This is a genomic window from Gordonia sp. 852002-10350_SCH5691597 (assembly GCF_001665715.1).
GTDB lineage: Bacteria > Actinomycetota > Actinomycetes > Mycobacteriales > Mycobacteriaceae > Gordonia > Gordonia sputi.
The window spans coordinates 1-16872 of the sequence record NZ_LZMO01000218.1; the positions used below are offsets into that span (position 1 = coordinate 1).

Sequence of the window (16872 nt, forward strand, 5' to 3'; positions counted from 1 at the left end):
GTTTCGGGTTCGATGAGCGCGGCCTCGTTGCAGACGACGTGGATGACGAACCGCGGATCGGCCGGCGGGACGGTGCCGGGTTCGGGGATTGCCGCCACGCAGTCGGTGCTGTCGCAGGCACATTCGAACCGTGAACCAGAGAGCAGCGCGAACATGGCATCCGAGGCGCGTTGCTGACGAGTCCGACCGTCCCCGTCACAGACCGCGTCAGCCAAACGCCGGACCGCCGCGACCGCGATCTGGACGTTCTCCGCCGACATCACGGCGGTGATTTCGCCGACCCCGTCGCCACAGTTGTCGGTGAACACCCCGCGCTTGTCCAGGGCGCGTTCGCGGCGTTCCCGTATCGCGTCGGGGTCGTGGCGGAACACGATCCGATCGACCATGTCGCGCAGGCGGGGCCGTTTCCACGACCCGCGCCGCGTCCGCAAAGTGGTCGCGATCTGTTCATCGACAGCGGCGACCACCGCCGGCGGGGTGTCCGGTCCGCGCACCAGGTCGGTGCGTGAGATCACCAGTCGCGCTTGCTCGATCGAGATGATCCCCTCGCGTAGACAGCCGAACACCTGTGGCAGGTCATCGCGTAACACGATCGCCTCGTCGATCATCCGTTCAGCCTGCGGACGTGACACCGCGAAGATCCCCGAGATGCGTGCCGCCACATCGGAAAAGCCGTCGACGATCAGGCCATCAGACGCAGCGCGCTCGACGACCAGCCTGTCGTAGAGCACTCCGATCGACTGATACCGCGCCCACGCCAAAAACGCCTCACCGCAACGTAATCGGGTCAGACCCTCCAGAACAGCAACCGTGTCCGAACCATCGGGAGCGGCGGGATCGACACCACCCAACAACCCGAGCGGCAGGTCCTTCGCCCAGTCCAGCGGATCAGTATCGGGCGTCGACTCTTCAGCTTCCTCGTCGGCTCCTGACTCGTAAACGTCAGAACCGTCGGGCCCGAGACTGGCATTCTCCGAATCATCTTCTCCCGCACCAGAACCTGCGCTTGGCTCCACCGACTCGATCGACACCCCACACCTCCTTCCGGAAACCGATTCGAACGTTTGAGCCCATTGTACGACCAGCCACCGACAAGAACTTTTCGAAGAATTCCGGCCGTTCAGTTCTCGATGTCGATTGCCGAGCAACCGCCGAGGGCCGAATTATCGGCTACGGTACTGCTGCTCCATTGCCTCGAGGGTGTGCCGATCGCTGGCGGTGAAGTCTCCTCGAAATTGCCCGATGGGCGTCGCAATGATCGACTCTGCGCCGAATTCGGTCACGTCGAGGAGTTGCATCAGTGCTGCGCGCGCTTCGGCCTCGCTGTCGGCGGCGGTGATAACAGAAAGAACATCCTGCGCTCGTGTTTGTGCGGCGACACGGGATCTCATGAATTCGATGCGTTGATCCTCGTCGTCCCCGTCGTCCCCGTCGTCCTCGGTGCTCCGAGTGCGTCCGCGGCCGGGTCGTGCTGCGTGAACACGCCCGTCCCACACGAATAGTGACTCGGAGAATGAACCCAGTTCGTTCAGATCACTGACCTGCAGGCGAGTAACCCCAGCGGCGTCCTCGAGGCGCACCAGCACGCCCGTCGCGTCGTCGAACGTCATGATGATGTCGTGTCCCCCGGAGCCGAGGAGTGTGATCGACCACGCTGCTCGCCCGCCCACCTCGACGTGGTGTGCGGCGCCTTCGACGGAAACCGTGGTGCTCATCCTGTGCAGGAGTGAGCTGGGGCCCAACAGATCGAGCGGGCTGAACTGTGCGCCCATGATCGGCAGTCGGAAGTCGCCGTCGAGCCGCTGCATCTCACCGTCGACTCGAACAACAGAACTGCTGCCGCTCGAGAGATAGATCGGCTGTCCCTCGTGTTCGATACGCCACCGGCCCCCTTGCGCGTGTCGGAAGTCGAAACGGACGCTGCCCGAAAGTGGTTCATCGACAGCCATCATTCCGACCACGTTCACGGACTCCGCGGCCGCGTTGCGGCCCGCAAGCTCAACCCACGACGGTGTTCGCATGGGTGCAGCATAGGGTGACGCGCCGTAGAGCCGAGAGGTGTTGGAGATCAGCGGTATCGGCGACTCAGCGCCAGCCGTAGTCGCGGCGCAGTCGGTCGGCGACGGCGCCGAAACGTTGTTCGTCGAGGATTGCGCCTTCGCGTCGAATTCCGTGTTCGAGGACGTACAACACGCGGTCGAGACGGATGTAGCTCTCGCGGTGTTCGTCGTCCCAGACGCCGGTCCCCAGTTCCATCCAGTTCGGGTCGTCGCGGTGGTAGTCCTGGCTCGAGAGCATCAGGCCGAGGAGATGCGTGTGCTCTTCGCCGCGGTCACGTCCGACGACCAGCACCGGACGATCCTTGCCCTTGCTCGGGTCGTCCTCGTAGCGCACCCAGGTCCAGACGATCTCACCGGGATCGGCGGCACCGTCGAGGTCGGGGGAGTAGACGATCTCGCGCGCCGCCTCATGAGTGGGGCGTGCCTGCGTCCGGCCCGTCATCGAGTCGACCCGCTCAGAATCAGGTCGTCGACGGCGTCGGCCGCGAGCTGAGCAGTCGGCTTCTTGTCGGGTTTCAGGTCGTGGCCGGTTTTCTCGATCTCGACGAGCCGCGTCGGCGCGGCAATGAGCGCGATGGCGTCGGTGATCTCCGCAGTCGTCGCGAACGGATCGGTGGACCCGTGGACGATGACCGTCGGGACGGTGATGTCGCCGAGGTGATCGGTGCGTGCGCGTTCGGGCTTGCCCGGCGGGTGCAGGGGATAGGACGAGAGCAATAGACCTGCCACGTCGATGGCGTCGCCATCCTCTGCAACGACCATCGAGGCCTGCCTACCCCCGTAGGAATGTCCGCCGAGAATGAGCGGGCCGTCGGATTCGGAACGGAACAGCGACGCCGCCGCGCGTATCCCGTCCCGATCGCCGCCCGCACCCGATGGGCTCGGCGGCCCCTTCGGTCTGCGCTGCCGATACGGCAGGTCGATGCACGCGACGAAGACCCCACGGCCGCTGAACTCCGCGCCATACGCCCGCATGATCGCGGTCTGCCGGTTGCCTCCCGCGCCGTGCGCCAGCACGAGCACCGCGCGCGGTCGGCCGTCCGGTCGGTAGATATCTGCAACGACGCCGTCGGCGGTGAAGGTCTCGGGGCTCACAGTCTCACGCTATAAGTTGGCGTGGTGCGCGCGATACGAGTGGTGTGGATCGTGGCTGCCGTGACGGCGGCCGCCTACGCCATCTACTGCGGCTTCATCCAGGTCGGCGAGGTGACGTTGGGCTGCAGCAAGGGCGGCGAGCTGTCGGTCTACGATGCGCGCCCCGGCGCAACCTGCGAGGATTCGGTCTTCACCGCGTTGGGTCCCCGCCGGCCGGTCGTGTTGGGCCTGCTGTTGATGACGCCGCCCCTGATCGCTGCGTGGGCGCTGCGCATCTGGGTGTCGTGGCTCGTAGTACCCGCGATGGCAGTGTTGATCTTCGTGGGCATCGCAAGATGGGCTGACTTCTGGCTCCTGCTCTCGTTCGGCGCGCTTGTGCTGCTCGTCGCCTCGATCGTCGTGGCCACTGCACATCTCGTCGTGCGTGCACGCACGGATTCACGCCGAGCCCGTGACGAGGCAACTGGTTCGCTTCGCGATGTCCTCGACTCCGACAGAGCGACCCCGGGACGAGCGCCGACAACCCGGCCACGACGCGTCGACGGTGAGGCGTGAGAAACTGGACTCGACGACCACACCCGCATCGCACCCCGAGCATCGGTGCGTACCTGTAGGAGCAGTTCGATTCCCACCTTCGCCGACACCACGTTCACCGATCCCGCACGGATCCGGAACTTCTGCATCATTGCGCACATCGACCACGGCAAATCGACGCTGGCCGACCGGATGTTGCAGCTCACGGGCGTGGTCGCGGAGCGGGACATGCGCGCCCAGTACCTCGACCGCATGGACATCGAGCGCGAGCGTGGCATCACGATCAAGGCGCAGAACGTGCGCCTGCCCTGGAAGTCCGACGGTCCCGACGGGCCGCAGACCGACTATGTGCTGCATCTCATCGACACCCCTGGTCACGTCGACTTCACCTACGAGGTGTCGCGTGCGCTCGAAGCGTGCGAGGGTGCCGTTCTACTTGTCGACGCCGCGCAGGGGATCGAGGCCCAGACCCTGGCAAACCTGTACCTGGCGATGGACAAGGACCTGACCATCATCCCGGTGCTGAACAAGATCGACCTCCCTGCCGCCGACCCCGACCGCTATGCCGAGGAGATCGCGCACATCATCGGCTGCGAGCCCGACGACGTGCTGCGTGTGTCGGGCAAGACGGGTGCGGGCGTCACGGAACTGCTCGACGAGGTGATCAAGCTGGTGCCCGCTCCCCAGGGAGACCCCGATGCACCTGCGCGAGCCATGATCTTCGACTCCGTCTACGACACCTACCGCGGCGTGGTCACCTACGTCCGCGTGGTGGACGGCAAGATCGTCCCGCGCGAGAAGATCGCCATGATGTCGACCGGAGCGACGCACGAATTGCTCGAGGTCGGCATTGTCTCGCCGGAGCCGAAGTCGACCAAGGGGCTCGGCGTCGGCGAGGTCGGTTACCTCATCACCGGAGTGAAAGACGTGCGACAGTCGAAGGTCGGCGACACCGTCACGACCGCCCGTCATGGCGCCACCGAGCCACTGACCGGCTATCGCGAACCGCGCCCGATGGTCTACTCCGGCCTCTACCCGCTCGACGGCTCCGACTATCCGGTGCTGCGCGACGCTCTCGACAAGCTGCAACTCAACGACGCCGCGCTCACCTACGAGCCGGAGACGTCTGTCGCGCTCGGCTTCGGTTTCCGCTGCGGCTTCCTCGGGTTGCTACACATGGAGATCACCCGTGAGCGGCTTGAGCGCGAGTTCGATCTGAACCTGATCTCCACGGCGCCCAACGTCGTCTATCGGGTGGTCATGGAAGACGGCTCCGAGTCGATCGTCACCAACCCATCCGACTGGCCGGAGGGCAAGGCACGCCACATCTACGAGCCGATCGTCAAGACGACGATCATCGCGCCGAGCGAATTCATCGGCGCGATCATGGAGCTGTGTCAGTCGCGGCGCGGTGAACTCGGCGGCATGGACTACCTGTCGGAGACGCGCGTCGAGATGCGCTACACCATGCCGATGGCGGAGATCATCTTCGACTTCTTCGACTCCCTGAAGTCGCGCACCCGCGGTTACGCCAGCCTCGATTACGAGGAGGCGGGCGAGCAGGAAGCCGACCTCGTGAAGGTCGACATCCTCCTCCAGGGCGAGGCGGTCGACGCGTTCAGTGCGATCGTGCACCGCGACGCCGCGTTCAGCTACGGCAACAAGATGGCCACCAAGCTCAAGGAGCTCATTCCGCGTCAGCAGTTCGAGGTGCCCGTCCAGGCTGCCATCGGATCGAAGATCATTGCGCGCGAGAACATCCGGGCGATCCGCAAGGACGTGCTCGCCAAGTGCTACGGCGGCGACATCAGCCGAAAGCGCAAGCTGCTCGAAAAGCAGAAGGAGGGCAAGAAGCGGATGAAGACCATCGGTCGGGTCGACGTCCCGCAGGAGGCATTCGTTGCGGCACTCTCCACCGACTCGATGGGCGACAAACCGAAGGGTAAGTGAGTCATGGGTACAGACAACGTGAATCCCGTTCTCGCACAGAGCGATCTACCGCACGGCCTGCCCGACTTCGCGTCGATTTCCGACGACGACTTTCTGCCCGCTTTTCGCGAGGCCATGAGTTCGCAGCGCGCCGAAGTCGAGAAGATCGCCGACGATCCGGACGCTCCGACATTCGCCAACACCATCGAGGCGCTGGAACTGTCCGGACGCGACCTGGCCCGCGCATCCGGCATCTTCTTCAACCTGGTCGGCCCCGACACCAATCCGAAGCGCAACGAGATCTCCCAGGAACTCTCGACACTGCTCACCGACCATGCAAACGCCATCGCGATGAATCCCTCTCTCTTCGCGCGTATTTCGACGCTGCATGCTCACGCCGACGATCTCGACCTCACCGAGCCGCAGCGCCGTCTGCTCGATACGCGTTACCGCGAGGCGATCCGAGCGGGCGCCGGTCTCGACGACGCAGGTCAGGAAGAGATGCGCACGATCTCGTCGCGGCTGGCGTATCTGACGACCACCTTCTCGCAGATGGTCCTCGACGACACCAACGACTCGGCGGTGCTGCTTTCCGACGAGGCCGACGTGCAGGGCATGTCACGTGGCGCGATCGCGTCCGCCCGACGCGCAGCAGCCGGCGCAGGCCACGATTCCGGATACCTTGTGAGCCTTGAACTCCCGACGAGCCAGTCCGTGGTGAGTGAACTCCACGACGCCACGACACGCCGTCGAGTCTTCGATGCCTCCGTCGGCCGGTGCTCGCGCGGCAACGAGTTCGACACGCGCGAGATCGTCCTCGAGATCGTCAGGCTGCGCGCGCGGCGAGCCGAGCTGCTGGGGTACCGCGATCACGCCGAGTACGTCATCGCCGAGCAGACCGCACCCGATCCGGCAGCGGTCGACGATTTGCTCGGTGAGTTGATCACCGCCGCCATGCGAGCAGGTAGCGCCGAACTGGCCTCCCTGACCGAATTCGCGCATGCGGACGATCCCGACGCCGAGGTCACCGCTTCTGATTACACCTATTGGCTTGCCCGACAACGTAAGTCGTCGTCGGAGATCGATCTCGACGGTTTCGCCGACTACTGCGAACTCGACACCGTGATCACTGACGGCGTGTTCTACGCGGCGGGGCAGTTGTACGGGTTGAGCTTCCGGGAACGCACCGACTTGCACGCCTACCATCCAGACGTCCGGATCTGGGAGGTGTTCGACGAGCGCGGCACCAGCATCGGGTTGTTCCTGGGCGACTACTTCGCGCGGCCCTCCAAGCGGGGTGGGGCGTGGATGAACAACATCGTCGATCAATCCACCGTGCTCTCGGCGCAACCGATCACCGTGAACGTGCTCAACGTGCCCAAGCCAGACGAGGGCTCGCCCGCGCTGCTCAGCATCGACCAGCTCACGACGTTGTTCCACGAATTCGGTCACGCGCTACACGGTTTGCTCTCGACGGTCGACTATCCGTCGCAGTCGGGTACCTCGGTACCGCGCGATTTCGTCGAATTCCCGTCGCAGGTCAACGAGATGTGGGCGTTGCACCCCGATGTCCTCGCCCATTACGCGCGGCATCACGAGACCGGTGCCCCAATTCCGTCGGAACTCGCCGACGCGGCCCGCGCCAACGCCGGCGCCGACACGGCGCACGGCACCATCGAGTACCTCGCAGCCTCGGTGCTCGACCTCGCCTGGCATCGGCTGTCCACCGCACAGGCCGACGAGGTCGACGACGTCGAGGCATTCGAGGCCGACGCGTTACGCGAAGCCGGCATCGGCACTGAGCTCATTCCTCCGCGATACCGCACGGCGTACTTCAACCACATCTTCGGGGGCGGCTACTCGGCCGGCTACTACTCGTACATCTGGTCGGAGGTTCTCGATGCCGAGACCGAGCAGTGGTTCCTCGCCGAGGGCGGGCTACGCCGAGAGAACGGGAAGAGGTTCGCGGAGTCGACGTTGTCGCGCGGCGACAGCGTCGATCCGCTTGCCGCGCACGAGAAGTTGATCGGACGCAAGCCGGAGGTCGAACCGCTGATGCGTCGCCGCGGGCTGGTTGCCGCAGGCTGACTCTTCTGCGACGGTGCAGGCAGGGAACCGTCACGAGTGAGCGACGACCGCCGCCCACCGACACGATCGGTGGGCGGCGGATCTCGGGACTCCCTCCGTCGGTCAGATCGAGGGAACCGGTTCAACCCGCGTCGTCGGCATCTTGGGCGTACGCGAACCCCTTCTGCCCGTGCGGAGTCGCTGCTCGATGGTGCGTGCGAGCTTCCCCAGCGACGCGTTCACCGCGATCATCATGACTGCGGTGACGATCAGGGACGGGATGTAGTTGGAGAAGGCATTTCCGACCTGGATTCCCTGGCGAACCATCTCGATGTAGGTGATCTGATAGCCGAGTGCTGTGTCCTTCAGCGCAACGATCATCTGCGCGACGAGGGACGGCAGCATCGCCGTGATCGCCTGTGGCAACAGGATGAGGAACATCCGCTGCGTGGAATTCATACCCAGCGCAATAGCCGATTCGGACTGCCCGCGCGGTAGTGCCCGCACACCTGCCCTGACCAGTTCGGCAATCACGGCTGCGTTGCCGAGAGTGAGCGCCGAGACGACTGCGGCCAGGGCGAGCTGTCCTGCAGGAAACAGGTTGAGTGAGGCATAGAGGGCGAAGAAGAAGATCATCAGCACCAGCATCGGAATGGCTCGGAAGAACTCGACGATCGCTCCGGCGCAGATGCGTATGAATGTCACCTCCGACAGCCTGCCGACACCGAGGAGAACGCCGCCGATCAAGGCGCCGATGATCGCCAGAGCCGCGGCGACCAGGGTGCCTTTGATGCCCGGCAGTAGGAAGGTCGTCCAGACGTCACCCTGTAGAAACGGCGTCCATTTCGCGGAGTCGAACTGTCCTTTGACAGCGAGGCCGTGAAGAACCCACACCGTGATCGCCAGGACGACGATGACGAAGATGGTCGAAATCACGCGGTACCTGACCCGCGTCTTCGGACCGGGTGCGTCGTAGAGGAAGGCAGAAGTATTGGAACTCATTGGATCGCAAACCTTTTCGCAAGGAAGCCGAACAGCAGTCCGGTCGGGATGGTCAGGATGAGGAAGCCGATTGCGAACATCGCGCCGACCGCGAGCACCGCCGCGGTGTTCTCGATCATCTCTTTCATCAGCAGAGCGGCTTCTGCGACACCGATCACGGAGGCGATGGTCGAGTTCTTGGTGAGCGCGATGAGGATGCTGCCCAGTGGTGCGATGACAGCACGGAACGCCTGGGGGAGGATGACGATGGTCATGCTTTGTGTGAAGGACATGCCGAGCGCACGGGCTGCTTCGGCTTGTCCATGTGGCACGGTGTTGATGCCCGACCTCAGCGCTTCGCAGACGAACGTCGCCGTATATGCGCCGAGGCCGAGCACGCTCAGTCGGAATGCGCTGTCGGCCAATGATGTCGACGAGTTCCCGGACACGAGGGTGATACCGAGGGTCTGCGCGAGACCGAATGACATGAACAGAATGATGAGCGTGAGCGGGGTGTTGCGGACCACTTCGACGTAGGTTCCCGCGGCCTTGCGCATCGTTGCCATCGGCGACACCCGAAGTGTGGCCAGGACGATACCCAGCACGAGTGCGAGGATCGCGGAGAAGACTGTGAGCTTGATGGTGACGCCGAAGGCCGAGACCATCTGTCCGCCGTAGGAGGAGACCCGCGAACTCGAATCCGCTGCAGCAGAGTCAGACCTCGTGTATCGGTCGATCTGCGGTGGGGTGGGTGCCGGGTAGCCGGAGGGGCCGAGATTGCGGTCGAAAGACGCTTTCCAGGCGCCGGAGTCGATGTACTTCTGGAGCGCATCGTTGATCTTCTCGCGGAGGTTGTCGTTCCCCTTGTGTACACCGACGCCGTAGAGTTCATTGGAGAACGGCGCGCCGGCGAGTTTCAGCTGGCCTGCGCTGCGTGCGGCATACCCGGCCAGCACCGCGTCGTCGGTGGTCACCGCATCGACTGCGCCGTTCTTGAGCGCCTCGACGCAGGCTGCGAGGGTGTCGTACTGCTGCAGCTGCACATCCCGGCTGTACTTCTTCTTGATGTTCTGTGCGGGCGTGGAACCTGCCGGGGCGCAAAGCTTCTTGTTCCCGTTGAGAGACGTCGGACCGGTGATCGTGTCGTCGTCCTTACGGACCAGCAAACTCTGTCCAGCGACAAAGTAGGGGCCGGCGAAGTCGACTTTTTCCTTACGGGCGTCGGTGATCGAGTACGCCGAGACGATGTAGTCGACCTGTCTGTTCTGCAACATGGTCTCGCGCTGGGGGGTAGGCGTCTCGACCCAGGTGATGTTGTCTTCGTCCACACCGAGTTCTTTGGCGATGAATCGGGCTGTGTCGGCGTCGAATCCGGTGATGGTCCCGTCGGCGTTCTTCATGCTGATGCCGGGTCGATCGACAGCGACGCCGATGGTCAGAGTCTTCGACGAGCCGCTTCCGCCGCCGCAGCCGGCGATGAGGGTCGTCATGGCGAGCAGGGCGATGATGCCTGCGACGATCGAAGTTCGTTTCATGATAGGAACTCTCGAGATCAGTGAGCCAGCACGCGACTGAGGAAGTCGCGCGCCCTCTCGGTCTGCGGGTTGTCGAAGAAGTCGTCAGGCGTTCCCTGCTCGACGATCTCACCCTCGGCCATGAACACCACACGGTCGGCGGCGCGGCGTGCGAATCCCATCTCGTGGGTGACCACGAGCATGGTCATGCCTTCCTTGGCGAGATCGGTCATCACATCGAGCACCTCGTTGACCATCTCCGGATCGAGTGCCGAGGTGGGCTCGTCGAACAGCATCAGTGAAGGTCGCATGGCGAGAGCGCGGGCGATGGCCACGCGCTGTTGCTGCCCGCCGGACAGTTGATTGGGGTATTTCGCCGCCTGGTTTGCGATCCCCACGCGTTCGAGCAGTGCCATCGCATCGTCGCGGACGCTCTCCTTGTCTCGTTTGCGCACCTTGCGCGGTGCGAGCATCACGTTGTCGAGAATCGTCTTGTGACCGAAGAGATTGAACGACTGGAACACCATTCCGACGTCTGCGCGTAGACGTGTCAGGTCGCTGCCCTCGTCGGGCAGTGGTGTGCCGTTGATCTCGATGGAGCCGCTGCTGATCGTCTCGAGACGATTGAGTGTGCGGCACAGCGTGGACTTTCCGGACCCCGAGGGGCCGAGAACAACGACGACCTCACCTCGGGCGACGTCGAGGTCGATGTCACGCAGCACGTGCAGGTCGCCGAAGTACTTGTCGACGTGACTCATCCGGACCATGGCGACTGCGGGGTCGGAGAGTCCGGACTCCGAGTCAACGGTGGTGGACATGTGATCTCCTTCATAGAGTGGATGGATTAAGTAATACTGTGCTCTCAGTTCGACGGTTTGTCTACCGAATCGCGAAACTGTTTACATGACGGGAACGTAAGCGTCTGAACAGTAGGTATAGGTATCAAGCCTGTGCCGTGGGGTGCCGAGGACGCTGTGAAAGTTGTATATCGGTCTCTCATTGTCTCGAAACGAGTGATTTCGATCGGTAGTTGTCCATGGTTCTGCGTCCAGAAGTCCTGCTAGAGAGGGTTCGGCAGAGGGAATGTCTGATAGTCGGGTCTCACATGGGGGAAATGGGACCGCGCTAGGCGACTTTTCGACCAAGTAAGAAGGCCCCATCAGGTGGCCGATCTCGTGGCACTCCCATCGACAGCGGAATGCGTGATGAAATGGCGCAATGGCAAGCGCACCGTCTCAGACGCGGCCGGATCTGACCCGCTACGCACTGTTGAGCATCGCCACGGCGATCGTGGTGATCGTGATGAAGCTGATTGCTTGGCGCGTCAGCGGCTCGGTGGGCCTGCTGTCGGACGCACTGGAGTCGTTGGTCAATCTCGTGGCGGCTGTCGCAGCCTTCGTCGCGTTGCGAGTCGTCGCCAAACCCGCGGACGCCGAACACAATTTCGGCCACGCGAAGGCAGAGTACTTCTCGGCGGTGTTCGAGGGAGTACTGATCGTCGCCGCCGCGATCGCGATCATCTACGCCGCCGTCGATCGCCTCCTGCATCCCGCCGAGTTGGAATCGGTCGGACTCGGTCTCGCGATCTCGGTCGCCGCAACCGTTCTCAACGGAGTCGTCGCCGTCGTCCTGCTTCGTGCCGGTAAGCGTCATCGGTCGATGACACTCGAGGCCGACGGCAAGCATCTGCTCACCGACGTCTGGACCACGATCGGAGTGATCGTGGGTGTGTTCCTGGTCGCGGTCACGGGATGGCTGCCGCTGGACTCGATCGTGGCGATCCTCGTCGCCGTCAATATCCTCGTCGTCGGTGGTCGCCTCATCTGGCGTTCGGGTGACGGCCTCCTCGACGCCGCCCTACCCGCCGACGATCTCGCCACGGTCAATCAGGTGCTCGACCGATTCCGCTCGGACGAAGTGCTTTTCCACGATCTGCGCACGCGGGAAGCAGGCCACGAGCGGTTCGTGCAGATGCACATGCTCGTTCCGGGCGCATGGTCGGTCGAGCGCGGCCACGACCTGGCAGAGCGCGTCGAGGACGAGTTACACGCCGAACTCGATCATCTGCGTGTCAGCATTCACATGGAGCCGATCGGCGATCCGCGCGCGTACGAGTCGTGGCGGCTGGACTGAGATGTGCGCCGACGGTCGGCTGGTCGTCGCGGTGAGCTGACGGGAGCGGCCGGTAGCCGAGTAAACGTTTTCGATACCATGGCCTAGCCGCCTGTTCGCGGCACTCGAGCTCATCACGGTGCCCGAACCCACGGCGATCGCCGACTCGGCCCTGAATTCGAATCACACTGAACAAAACTCGGCGGTGTCCGGGCCGAAACGAGGTGACAGGCATGGACAGCTTCCTCGCGTGGTGGGATTCGGTCGAAGAGTGGCTGACAGGACTGTCGTTCGTTCCACAGCTTCTGGTCACCCTCGTGGTCGTTGTCCCCGTCGCCGTCGGTATCGCATTGATCCTGAATGTGCTGGTGGAAGCCGTGATGACCGTGTTCGATCGTCGTCGGTTCGCCGACGACGACGGAAAGGGGCTGTGACCGCGGTGATCAAGTCACGGGTGACCTGGGCGCTGCTCGCGCTCGTCGTTCTTGTCGTTCTCGCCTGGCTACTGACGCGCTGAGTCGTCAACTCCCACCGACGGGCCGTCGTTCTCGTCTTTGGGGCATGTGCTCGACGTTGCTAGCGTGATTCTGCTCCGGCCGCGAAGTCCCGCATGCCGGGAACCGTGGTGGAGGGTTTCGTGAGTCCAAGTCTGGCCCGCAAGAGGCGTGTCCCGATTGTGGCGTGCCTGCTGGCGCTGACCGTCGCACTGGTCGCCGGTTGTGGTGGCGGCTCGACGGACACGCCCGACGGTGTCGACATCTCCAGCGGCAGTCGTCACCTCGACCTCGTTGCGTACGCAACGCCGAAACCCGGCTTCGACAAGATCATTCCCGCGTTCCGCGCGACAGACCAGGGGCGAGACATCGGCTTCTCGGCGTCGTACGGCGCCTCGGGTGACCAGTCGCGCAAAGTGGCTCGTCACGTCCCGGCAGACGTCGTGAACTTCTCGGTCGAACCCGACGTGACCCGTCTGGTCAAGGCAGGACTCGTCGACGAGGACTGGAAGAAGGCCGAGCCGTACAACAGCACACCGTTCGGCTCCGTTGTCGCGCTCGTGGTGCGTAAGGGCAATCCCAAGAACATCCACAGCTGGGACGATTTGCTCAAGCCCGGCGTCCAGGTGATCACGCCCGACCCGGGTAGTTCCGGTTCGGCGAAATGGAACCTTCTCGCGCCCTACGCGGCGAAGAGTCAGGGAGGCAAGAACCCGCAGGCCGGTTTGGACTATGTGAGCGATCTGGTGCACAACCACGTCGCCGTGCGTCCCAAGTCCGGGCGCGAGGCGACGACGACCTTCCAGCAGGGCCAGGGCGACGTGCTGATCAGTTACGAGAACGAAGCGATCATGCTGCAGCGTAAGAACGCCGGTGCTGCGCAGAGCGCACAGGTCGAGTACCTGATTCCTCCGGAGACGTTCAAGATCGAGAATCCTGTCGCCGTCGTGAACACCTCGAAGGACCTGCCTGCAGCCAAAGCCTTCGTCGACTATCTGTTCACCGATGAGGCGCAACGTATTTGGGCCAAGCAGGGCTTCCGTCCGGTCGTACCGTCGGTTATCTCCGAGACCAAGGCACTTTTCCCCGGCGACATCACGAAACTCTGGACAATAGACGAGCTCGGTAAGACCCTGGGTAAAGGCACCGCCGCCAAGAACAAAGGCAAAGACCTGAAGGGGTGGAAGGCCGTGGACAACGCGTTGTTCGGTACCAAGGGTGCGATCACCAAGATCTACAACGAAGGCAGCAAGCAGTGACGGCCACGGGCGAGGTGGCGAACGAGACCACGTCCGCGCCGACCTCGCAGTCGTCGAGTTCGCTGCCGCCCAAGGGATTTCTGGGACGGTCGCGAACATTCGCCGGAGTCAGTCCCGCGGCCATCGGTACGGCATGGCTGTGGCTGAGCATCATCGTGTTGCTGCCGCTGGCCGCGATCACCGTGCAGTCGTTCGACAACGGGTGGAGCGGCTTCTGGGACGCGGTGACCGACGAGAACGCGCTCGACGCGATCTGGATCACGGTGCTCGTCTCGATCTTCGCCGCCGTAATCAACGTGGTCTTCGGCACCATCATCGCGTGGGTGCTGGTGCGAGATGACTTCCGCGGCAAGGGGTTCGTCAACGCGATCATCGATCTTCCGTTCGCGCTGCCCACGATCGTCGCCAGCCTGGTGCTGCTGTCGCTGTACGGCCCCAACAGTCCCGTCGACATCCACCTCGCCGCGACCAAGCCTGCACTGATCATCGCGCTGACGTTCGTCACGTTGCCCTTCGTGGTTCGTCAGGTCCAGCCGGTGCTGATCGAACTCGACACCGACGTCGAGGAGGCAGCCGCCGTGCTAGGGGCGAACAACGGGACCATCTTCCGCAAGATCGTGCTCCCGGCTCTCCTCCCCGCAATTCTCACGGGAGCGGGTCTGGCCTTCACGAGGGCGATCGGCGAATTCGGGTCGGTCGTTCTGATCGGCGGCAACATCCCCGGCAAGACCCAGGTCGCCTCGCAATACATCCAGCAGCAGATCGAGATCGACGAGCCGGTCAATGCCGCCGCCATCTCGGTCGTACTCCTGCTGATCGCCTTCGTCGCGCTGCTCGTCTTGCGGATCGTCGGGCAGCGTCAGACCAAGCGTGAGGAGCTCGACCGATGAAGCTATCGGCGAAGACCCGGTACGGGCTGCGCGCCATCGCACTCGTCTACCTGTTCATCCTGCTGATCGTGCCGGTGGCACTCATCTTCTGGCGTTCGTTCGAACACGGTCTCGGGCAGTTCTGGGAGTGGATCACCACTCCTGCGGCCATCTCGGCGTTGCAGCTGAGCTTGTTGATCGTCGTCATCGTCGTCCCACTGAACGTGATCTTCGGCATCATCATCGCGCTCGCGCTCGCCCGCGGACGCTTCCCGGGCAAGGGATTCCTGCAGGCTGTCGTCGATCTCCCGTTCGCGGTGTCGCCGGTCGTCGCGGGTGTCGCCTTGATCCTGCTGTGGGGCTACGGTGGCTGGTTCGGAGGAGTGGAGAGTCTCGGCTTCCGCGTGATCTTCGGATTCCCCGGCCTGGTGTTGGCAACGCTGTTCGTGACGCTTCCGTTCGTCGCACGAGAAGTGGAGCCGGTGCTCCGCGAGATCGGCACCGAACAGGAACAGGCAGCGGCGACCCTCGGCGCGAGCGGGTGGCAAACGTTCTGGCGCATCACTTTGCCCGCCATCCGCTGGGGACTCACCTACGGCATTGTGCTGACTGTCGCCCGTGCACTCGGCGAGTACGGCGCAGTGACGATGGTGTCGTCGAACTATCCGGGCATCTCCCAGACGCTGACACTTCTGGTGCACTCGCGCTACACCGACGACTACAACGAGTACGGTGCCTACGCTGCCGCGACACTCCTGATGCTCGTGGCCGTCCTCGTCCTCGTGGCGATGTCGTTCGTCGACCGACGTGCCCGCAACCGGTATGCCGAGGCGAGCGCCACCACCGGCGACGACACCGCGCCGGACGACATCCATCTGACCCCGCCGTATGCGCCCGAGAACATCGATTCGCAGCAGGTGCTTCACGAAAAAGAAAGAGTCTGACATGTCCATCTCGGTGGTAGGTGCCAACAAGCGATACGGCGATTTCGCAGCACTCGATGACGTGTCGATCGAGATCCCAGCCGGATCCCTGACGTCACTGCTCGGCCCGTCGGGCAGCGGAAAGTCGACGCTCCTGCGGGCGATCGCCGGACTCGACGATCTCGACTCGGGAACCATCGTCATCAACGGTGACGATGTCTCGGGTGCTTCACCGCAGAAGCGCGACATCGGCTTCGTATTCCAGCACTACGCGGCGTTCAAACACCTCACCGTGCGGGACAACATCGCATTCGGTCTGAAGATCCGTAAGCGCTCGAAGAAGGACATCGACGCCAAGGTCGACGAGTTGCTCGACATCGTCGGACTGACCGTCTTCCAGAAGCGTTTTCCCGCACAGCTTTCCGGTGGTCAGCGCCAGCGCATGGCGCTTGCCCGTGCCCTGGCCGTCGATCCCAAGGTGTTGTTGCTCGACGAGCCCTTCGGTGCACTCGATGCGAAGGTGCGCGAGGATCTCCGAAAGTGGTTGCGCCGCTTGCACGAGGACATGCAGGTGACCACGGTGCTGGTGACACACGACCAGCAGGAGGCGCTCGATGTGAGCGACCGTATCGCTGTGCTGAACAAGGGCAGGATCGAGCAGATCGGCGCACCTGACGATCTCTACGATCGCCCGGTCAATCCCTTCGTGGCATCGTTCCTCGGTTCGACGGTACGGCTCAACGGAGAACTCGTTCGTCCGCACGACATTCGTATCGGACGCAACCCTGAGCTTGCACTTCCCGCCGCCGATGCGTCACTCGACACCGGGGTCATCAAGGCCACTGTGCAGCGCGTGGTCAACCTCGGGTTCGAGACGAGGGTCGAATTGGTCGCCGTGGCGAACGGGGATGAGTTCCAGGCACAGATCACCCGCGGTGATGCCAATGCGCTGCACTTGCAGCCCGGGGAGGCGATCTACGCTCGCGCGACCAAGGTACCCGCCCTATCCGAGGTCTGAGGCGCTCCGCGTCGTGG

General features: G+C 63.5%; 16 protein-coding genes and 1 pseudogene. 9 read left to right on the plus strand and 8 right to left on the minus strand.

Features of this window, described 5'->3' with window-relative positions:
• The 4 genes from A5777_RS15865 to A5777_RS15880 form a co-directional block, all read right to left on the minus strand.
• Positions 1-1031: DUF222 domain-containing protein (locus tag A5777_RS15865; RefSeq protein ID WP_156529398.1), on the minus strand; the 1031-nt coding region annotated here is incomplete at its 3' end.
• Between the two features lie 132 nt (positions 1032-1163).
• The gene (locus tag A5777_RS15870) at positions 1164-2021 is read right to left on the minus strand and encodes a hypothetical protein (RefSeq protein WP_064863374.1); all 858 of its coding nucleotides are present in this window, start codon (positions 2019-2021) and stop codon (positions 1164-1166) included.
• A gap of 64 nt (positions 2022-2085) precedes the next feature.
• On the minus strand, positions 2086-2502 hold the full coding sequence (locus tag A5777_RS15875; RefSeq protein ID WP_064863375.1) for a type II toxin-antitoxin system PemK/MazF family toxin: 417 nt from the start codon (positions 2500-2502) through the stop codon (positions 2086-2088).
• On the minus strand, positions 2499-3155 hold the full coding sequence (locus A5777_RS15880) for an alpha/beta hydrolase family protein (RefSeq protein WP_064863376.1): 657 nt from the start codon (positions 3153-3155) through the stop codon (positions 2499-2501). Before A5777_RS15880 ends, A5777_RS15875 begins: the two co-directional genes overlap by 4 nt.
• A 24-nt stretch (positions 3156-3179) precedes the next feature.
• Between A5777_RS15880 and A5777_RS15885 the strand changes: the two genes are divergently transcribed.
• The 3 genes from A5777_RS15885 to A5777_RS15895 are packed head-to-tail and all read left to right on the plus strand — an operon-like array spanning position 3180 to position 7706.
• The gene (locus A5777_RS15885; RefSeq protein ID WP_197502394.1) at positions 3180-3710 is read left to right on the plus strand and encodes a hypothetical protein; all 531 of its coding nucleotides are present in this window, start codon (positions 3180-3182) and stop codon (positions 3708-3710) included.
• Between the two features lie 45 nt (positions 3711-3755).
• Entirely contained in the window at positions 3756-5639 is a 1884-nt protein-coding gene (gene lepA, locus A5777_RS15890) for a translation elongation factor 4 (RefSeq protein ID WP_064863378.1), read from the plus strand.
• A gap of 3 nt (positions 5640-5642) precedes the next feature.
• Entirely contained in the window at positions 5643-7706 is a 2064-nt protein-coding gene (locus A5777_RS15895) for a M3 family metallopeptidase (RefSeq protein WP_064863379.1), read from the plus strand.
• A 102-nt stretch (positions 7707-7808) separates the two neighbouring features.
• Here A5777_RS15895 and A5777_RS15900 read toward each other — a convergent pair whose 3' ends face one another.
• The 4 genes and pseudogenes from A5777_RS15900 to A5777_RS15910 all read right to left on the minus strand — a co-directional run bounded on the left by A5777_RS15900 (position 7809) and on the right by A5777_RS15910 (position 10947).
• Positions 7809-8687 carry an amino acid ABC transporter permease gene (locus tag A5777_RS15900; RefSeq protein ID WP_064863380.1) on the minus strand — a complete coding sequence of 293 codons (879 nt, stop codon included), beginning with the start codon at positions 8685-8687 and terminating at the stop codon, positions 7809-7811.
• The gene (locus A5777_RS25495; RefSeq protein WP_231895090.1) at positions 8684-9331 is read right to left on the minus strand and encodes an amino acid ABC transporter permease; all 648 of its coding nucleotides are present in this window, start codon (positions 9329-9331) and stop codon (positions 8684-8686) included. Before A5777_RS25495 ends, A5777_RS15900 begins: the two co-directional genes overlap by 4 nt.
• 60 nt (positions 9332-9391) lie before the next feature.
• Positions 9392-10201 (minus strand): annotated as a pseudogene (locus A5777_RS25500) (glutamate ABC transporter substrate-binding protein); the annotation flags it as partial.
• 17 nt (positions 10202-10218) lie between these two features.
• A complete protein-coding gene (locus tag A5777_RS15910) occupies positions 10219-10947 on the minus strand; it encodes an amino acid ABC transporter ATP-binding protein (RefSeq protein WP_064863413.1) in 729 nt (242 codons plus the stop codon).
• A 451-nt stretch (positions 10948-11398) separates the two neighbouring features.
• On the opposite strand from A5777_RS15910, the gene A5777_RS15915 reads away from it, so the two are divergent.
• The 6 genes from A5777_RS15915 (at position 11399) to A5777_RS15940 (ending at position 16855) form a co-directional block, all read left to right on the plus strand.
• Positions 11399-12313: a cation diffusion facilitator family transporter gene (locus A5777_RS15915; protein ID WP_064863382.1), complete on the plus strand. Its 915-nt coding sequence runs from the start codon at positions 11399-11401 to the stop codon at positions 12311-12313.
• A gap of 212 nt (positions 12314-12525) precedes the next feature.
• On the plus strand, positions 12526-12726 hold the full coding sequence (locus tag A5777_RS15920) for a hypothetical protein (RefSeq protein ID WP_064863383.1): 201 nt from the start codon (positions 12526-12528) through the stop codon (positions 12724-12726).
• A 203-nt stretch (positions 12727-12929) separates the two neighbouring features.
• A complete protein-coding gene (locus A5777_RS15925) occupies positions 12930-14045 on the plus strand; it encodes a sulfate ABC transporter substrate-binding protein (RefSeq protein ID WP_231895089.1) in 1116 nt (371 codons plus the stop codon).
• Between the two features lie 14 nt (positions 14046-14059).
• Complete coding sequence (gene cysT / locus A5777_RS15930; protein ID WP_156529399.1) at positions 14060-14935, plus strand: sulfate ABC transporter permease subunit CysT; 876 nt, start codon at positions 14060-14062, stop codon at positions 14933-14935.
• A complete protein-coding gene (cysW, locus tag A5777_RS15935) occupies positions 14932-15858 on the plus strand; it encodes a sulfate ABC transporter permease subunit CysW (protein ID WP_064863385.1) in 927 nt (308 codons plus the stop codon). The genes cysT and cysW overlap by 4 nt, the downstream gene beginning before the upstream one ends.
• 1 nt (position 15859) lies before the next feature.
• Positions 15860-16855: a sulfate/molybdate ABC transporter ATP-binding protein gene (locus A5777_RS15940; RefSeq protein ID WP_064863386.1), complete on the plus strand. Its 996-nt coding sequence runs from the start codon at positions 15860-15862 to the stop codon at positions 16853-16855.
• Positions 16856-16872: the final 17 nt, after the last annotated feature.

Bases quoted from the DNA above. Each gene is read 5' to 3' on its own strand.
- A5777_RS15910 (WP_064863413.1), bottom strand. From the start codon at position 10,947: ATGGTCCGGATGAGTCACGTCGACAAGTACTTCGGCGACCTGCACGTG.
- A5777_RS15900 (WP_064863380.1), bottom strand. From the start codon at position 8,687: ATGAGTTCCAATACTTCTGCCTTCCTCTACGACGCACCCGGTCCGAAG.
- A5777_RS15940 (WP_064863386.1), top strand. From the start codon at position 15,860: ATGTCCATCTCGGTGGTAGGTGCCAACAAGCGATACGGCGATTTCGCA.
- A5777_RS15895 (WP_064863379.1), top strand. From the start codon at position 5,643: ATGGGTACAGACAACGTGAATCCCGTTCTCGCACAGAGCGATCTACCG.
- A5777_RS15870 (WP_064863374.1), bottom strand. From the start codon at position 2,021: ATGCGAACACCGTCGTGGGTTGAGCTTGCGGGCCGCAACGCGGCCGCG.
- A5777_RS15920 (WP_064863383.1), top strand. From the start codon at position 12,526: ATGGACAGCTTCCTCGCGTGGTGGGATTCGGTCGAAGAGTGGCTGACA.
- A5777_RS15875 (WP_064863375.1), bottom strand. From the start codon at position 2,502: ATGACGGGCCGGACGCAGGCACGCCCCACTCATGAGGCGGCGCGCGAG.
- A5777_RS15915 (WP_064863382.1), top strand. From the start codon at position 11,399: ATGGCAAGCGCACCGTCTCAGACGCGGCCGGATCTGACCCGCTACGCA.
- cysW (WP_064863385.1), top strand. From the start codon at position 14,932: ATGAAGCTATCGGCGAAGACCCGGTACGGGCTGCGCGCCATCGCACTC.
- A5777_RS25495 (WP_231895090.1), bottom strand. From the start codon at position 9,331: ATGGTCTCGGCCTTCGGCGTCACCATCAAGCTCACAGTCTTCTCCGCG.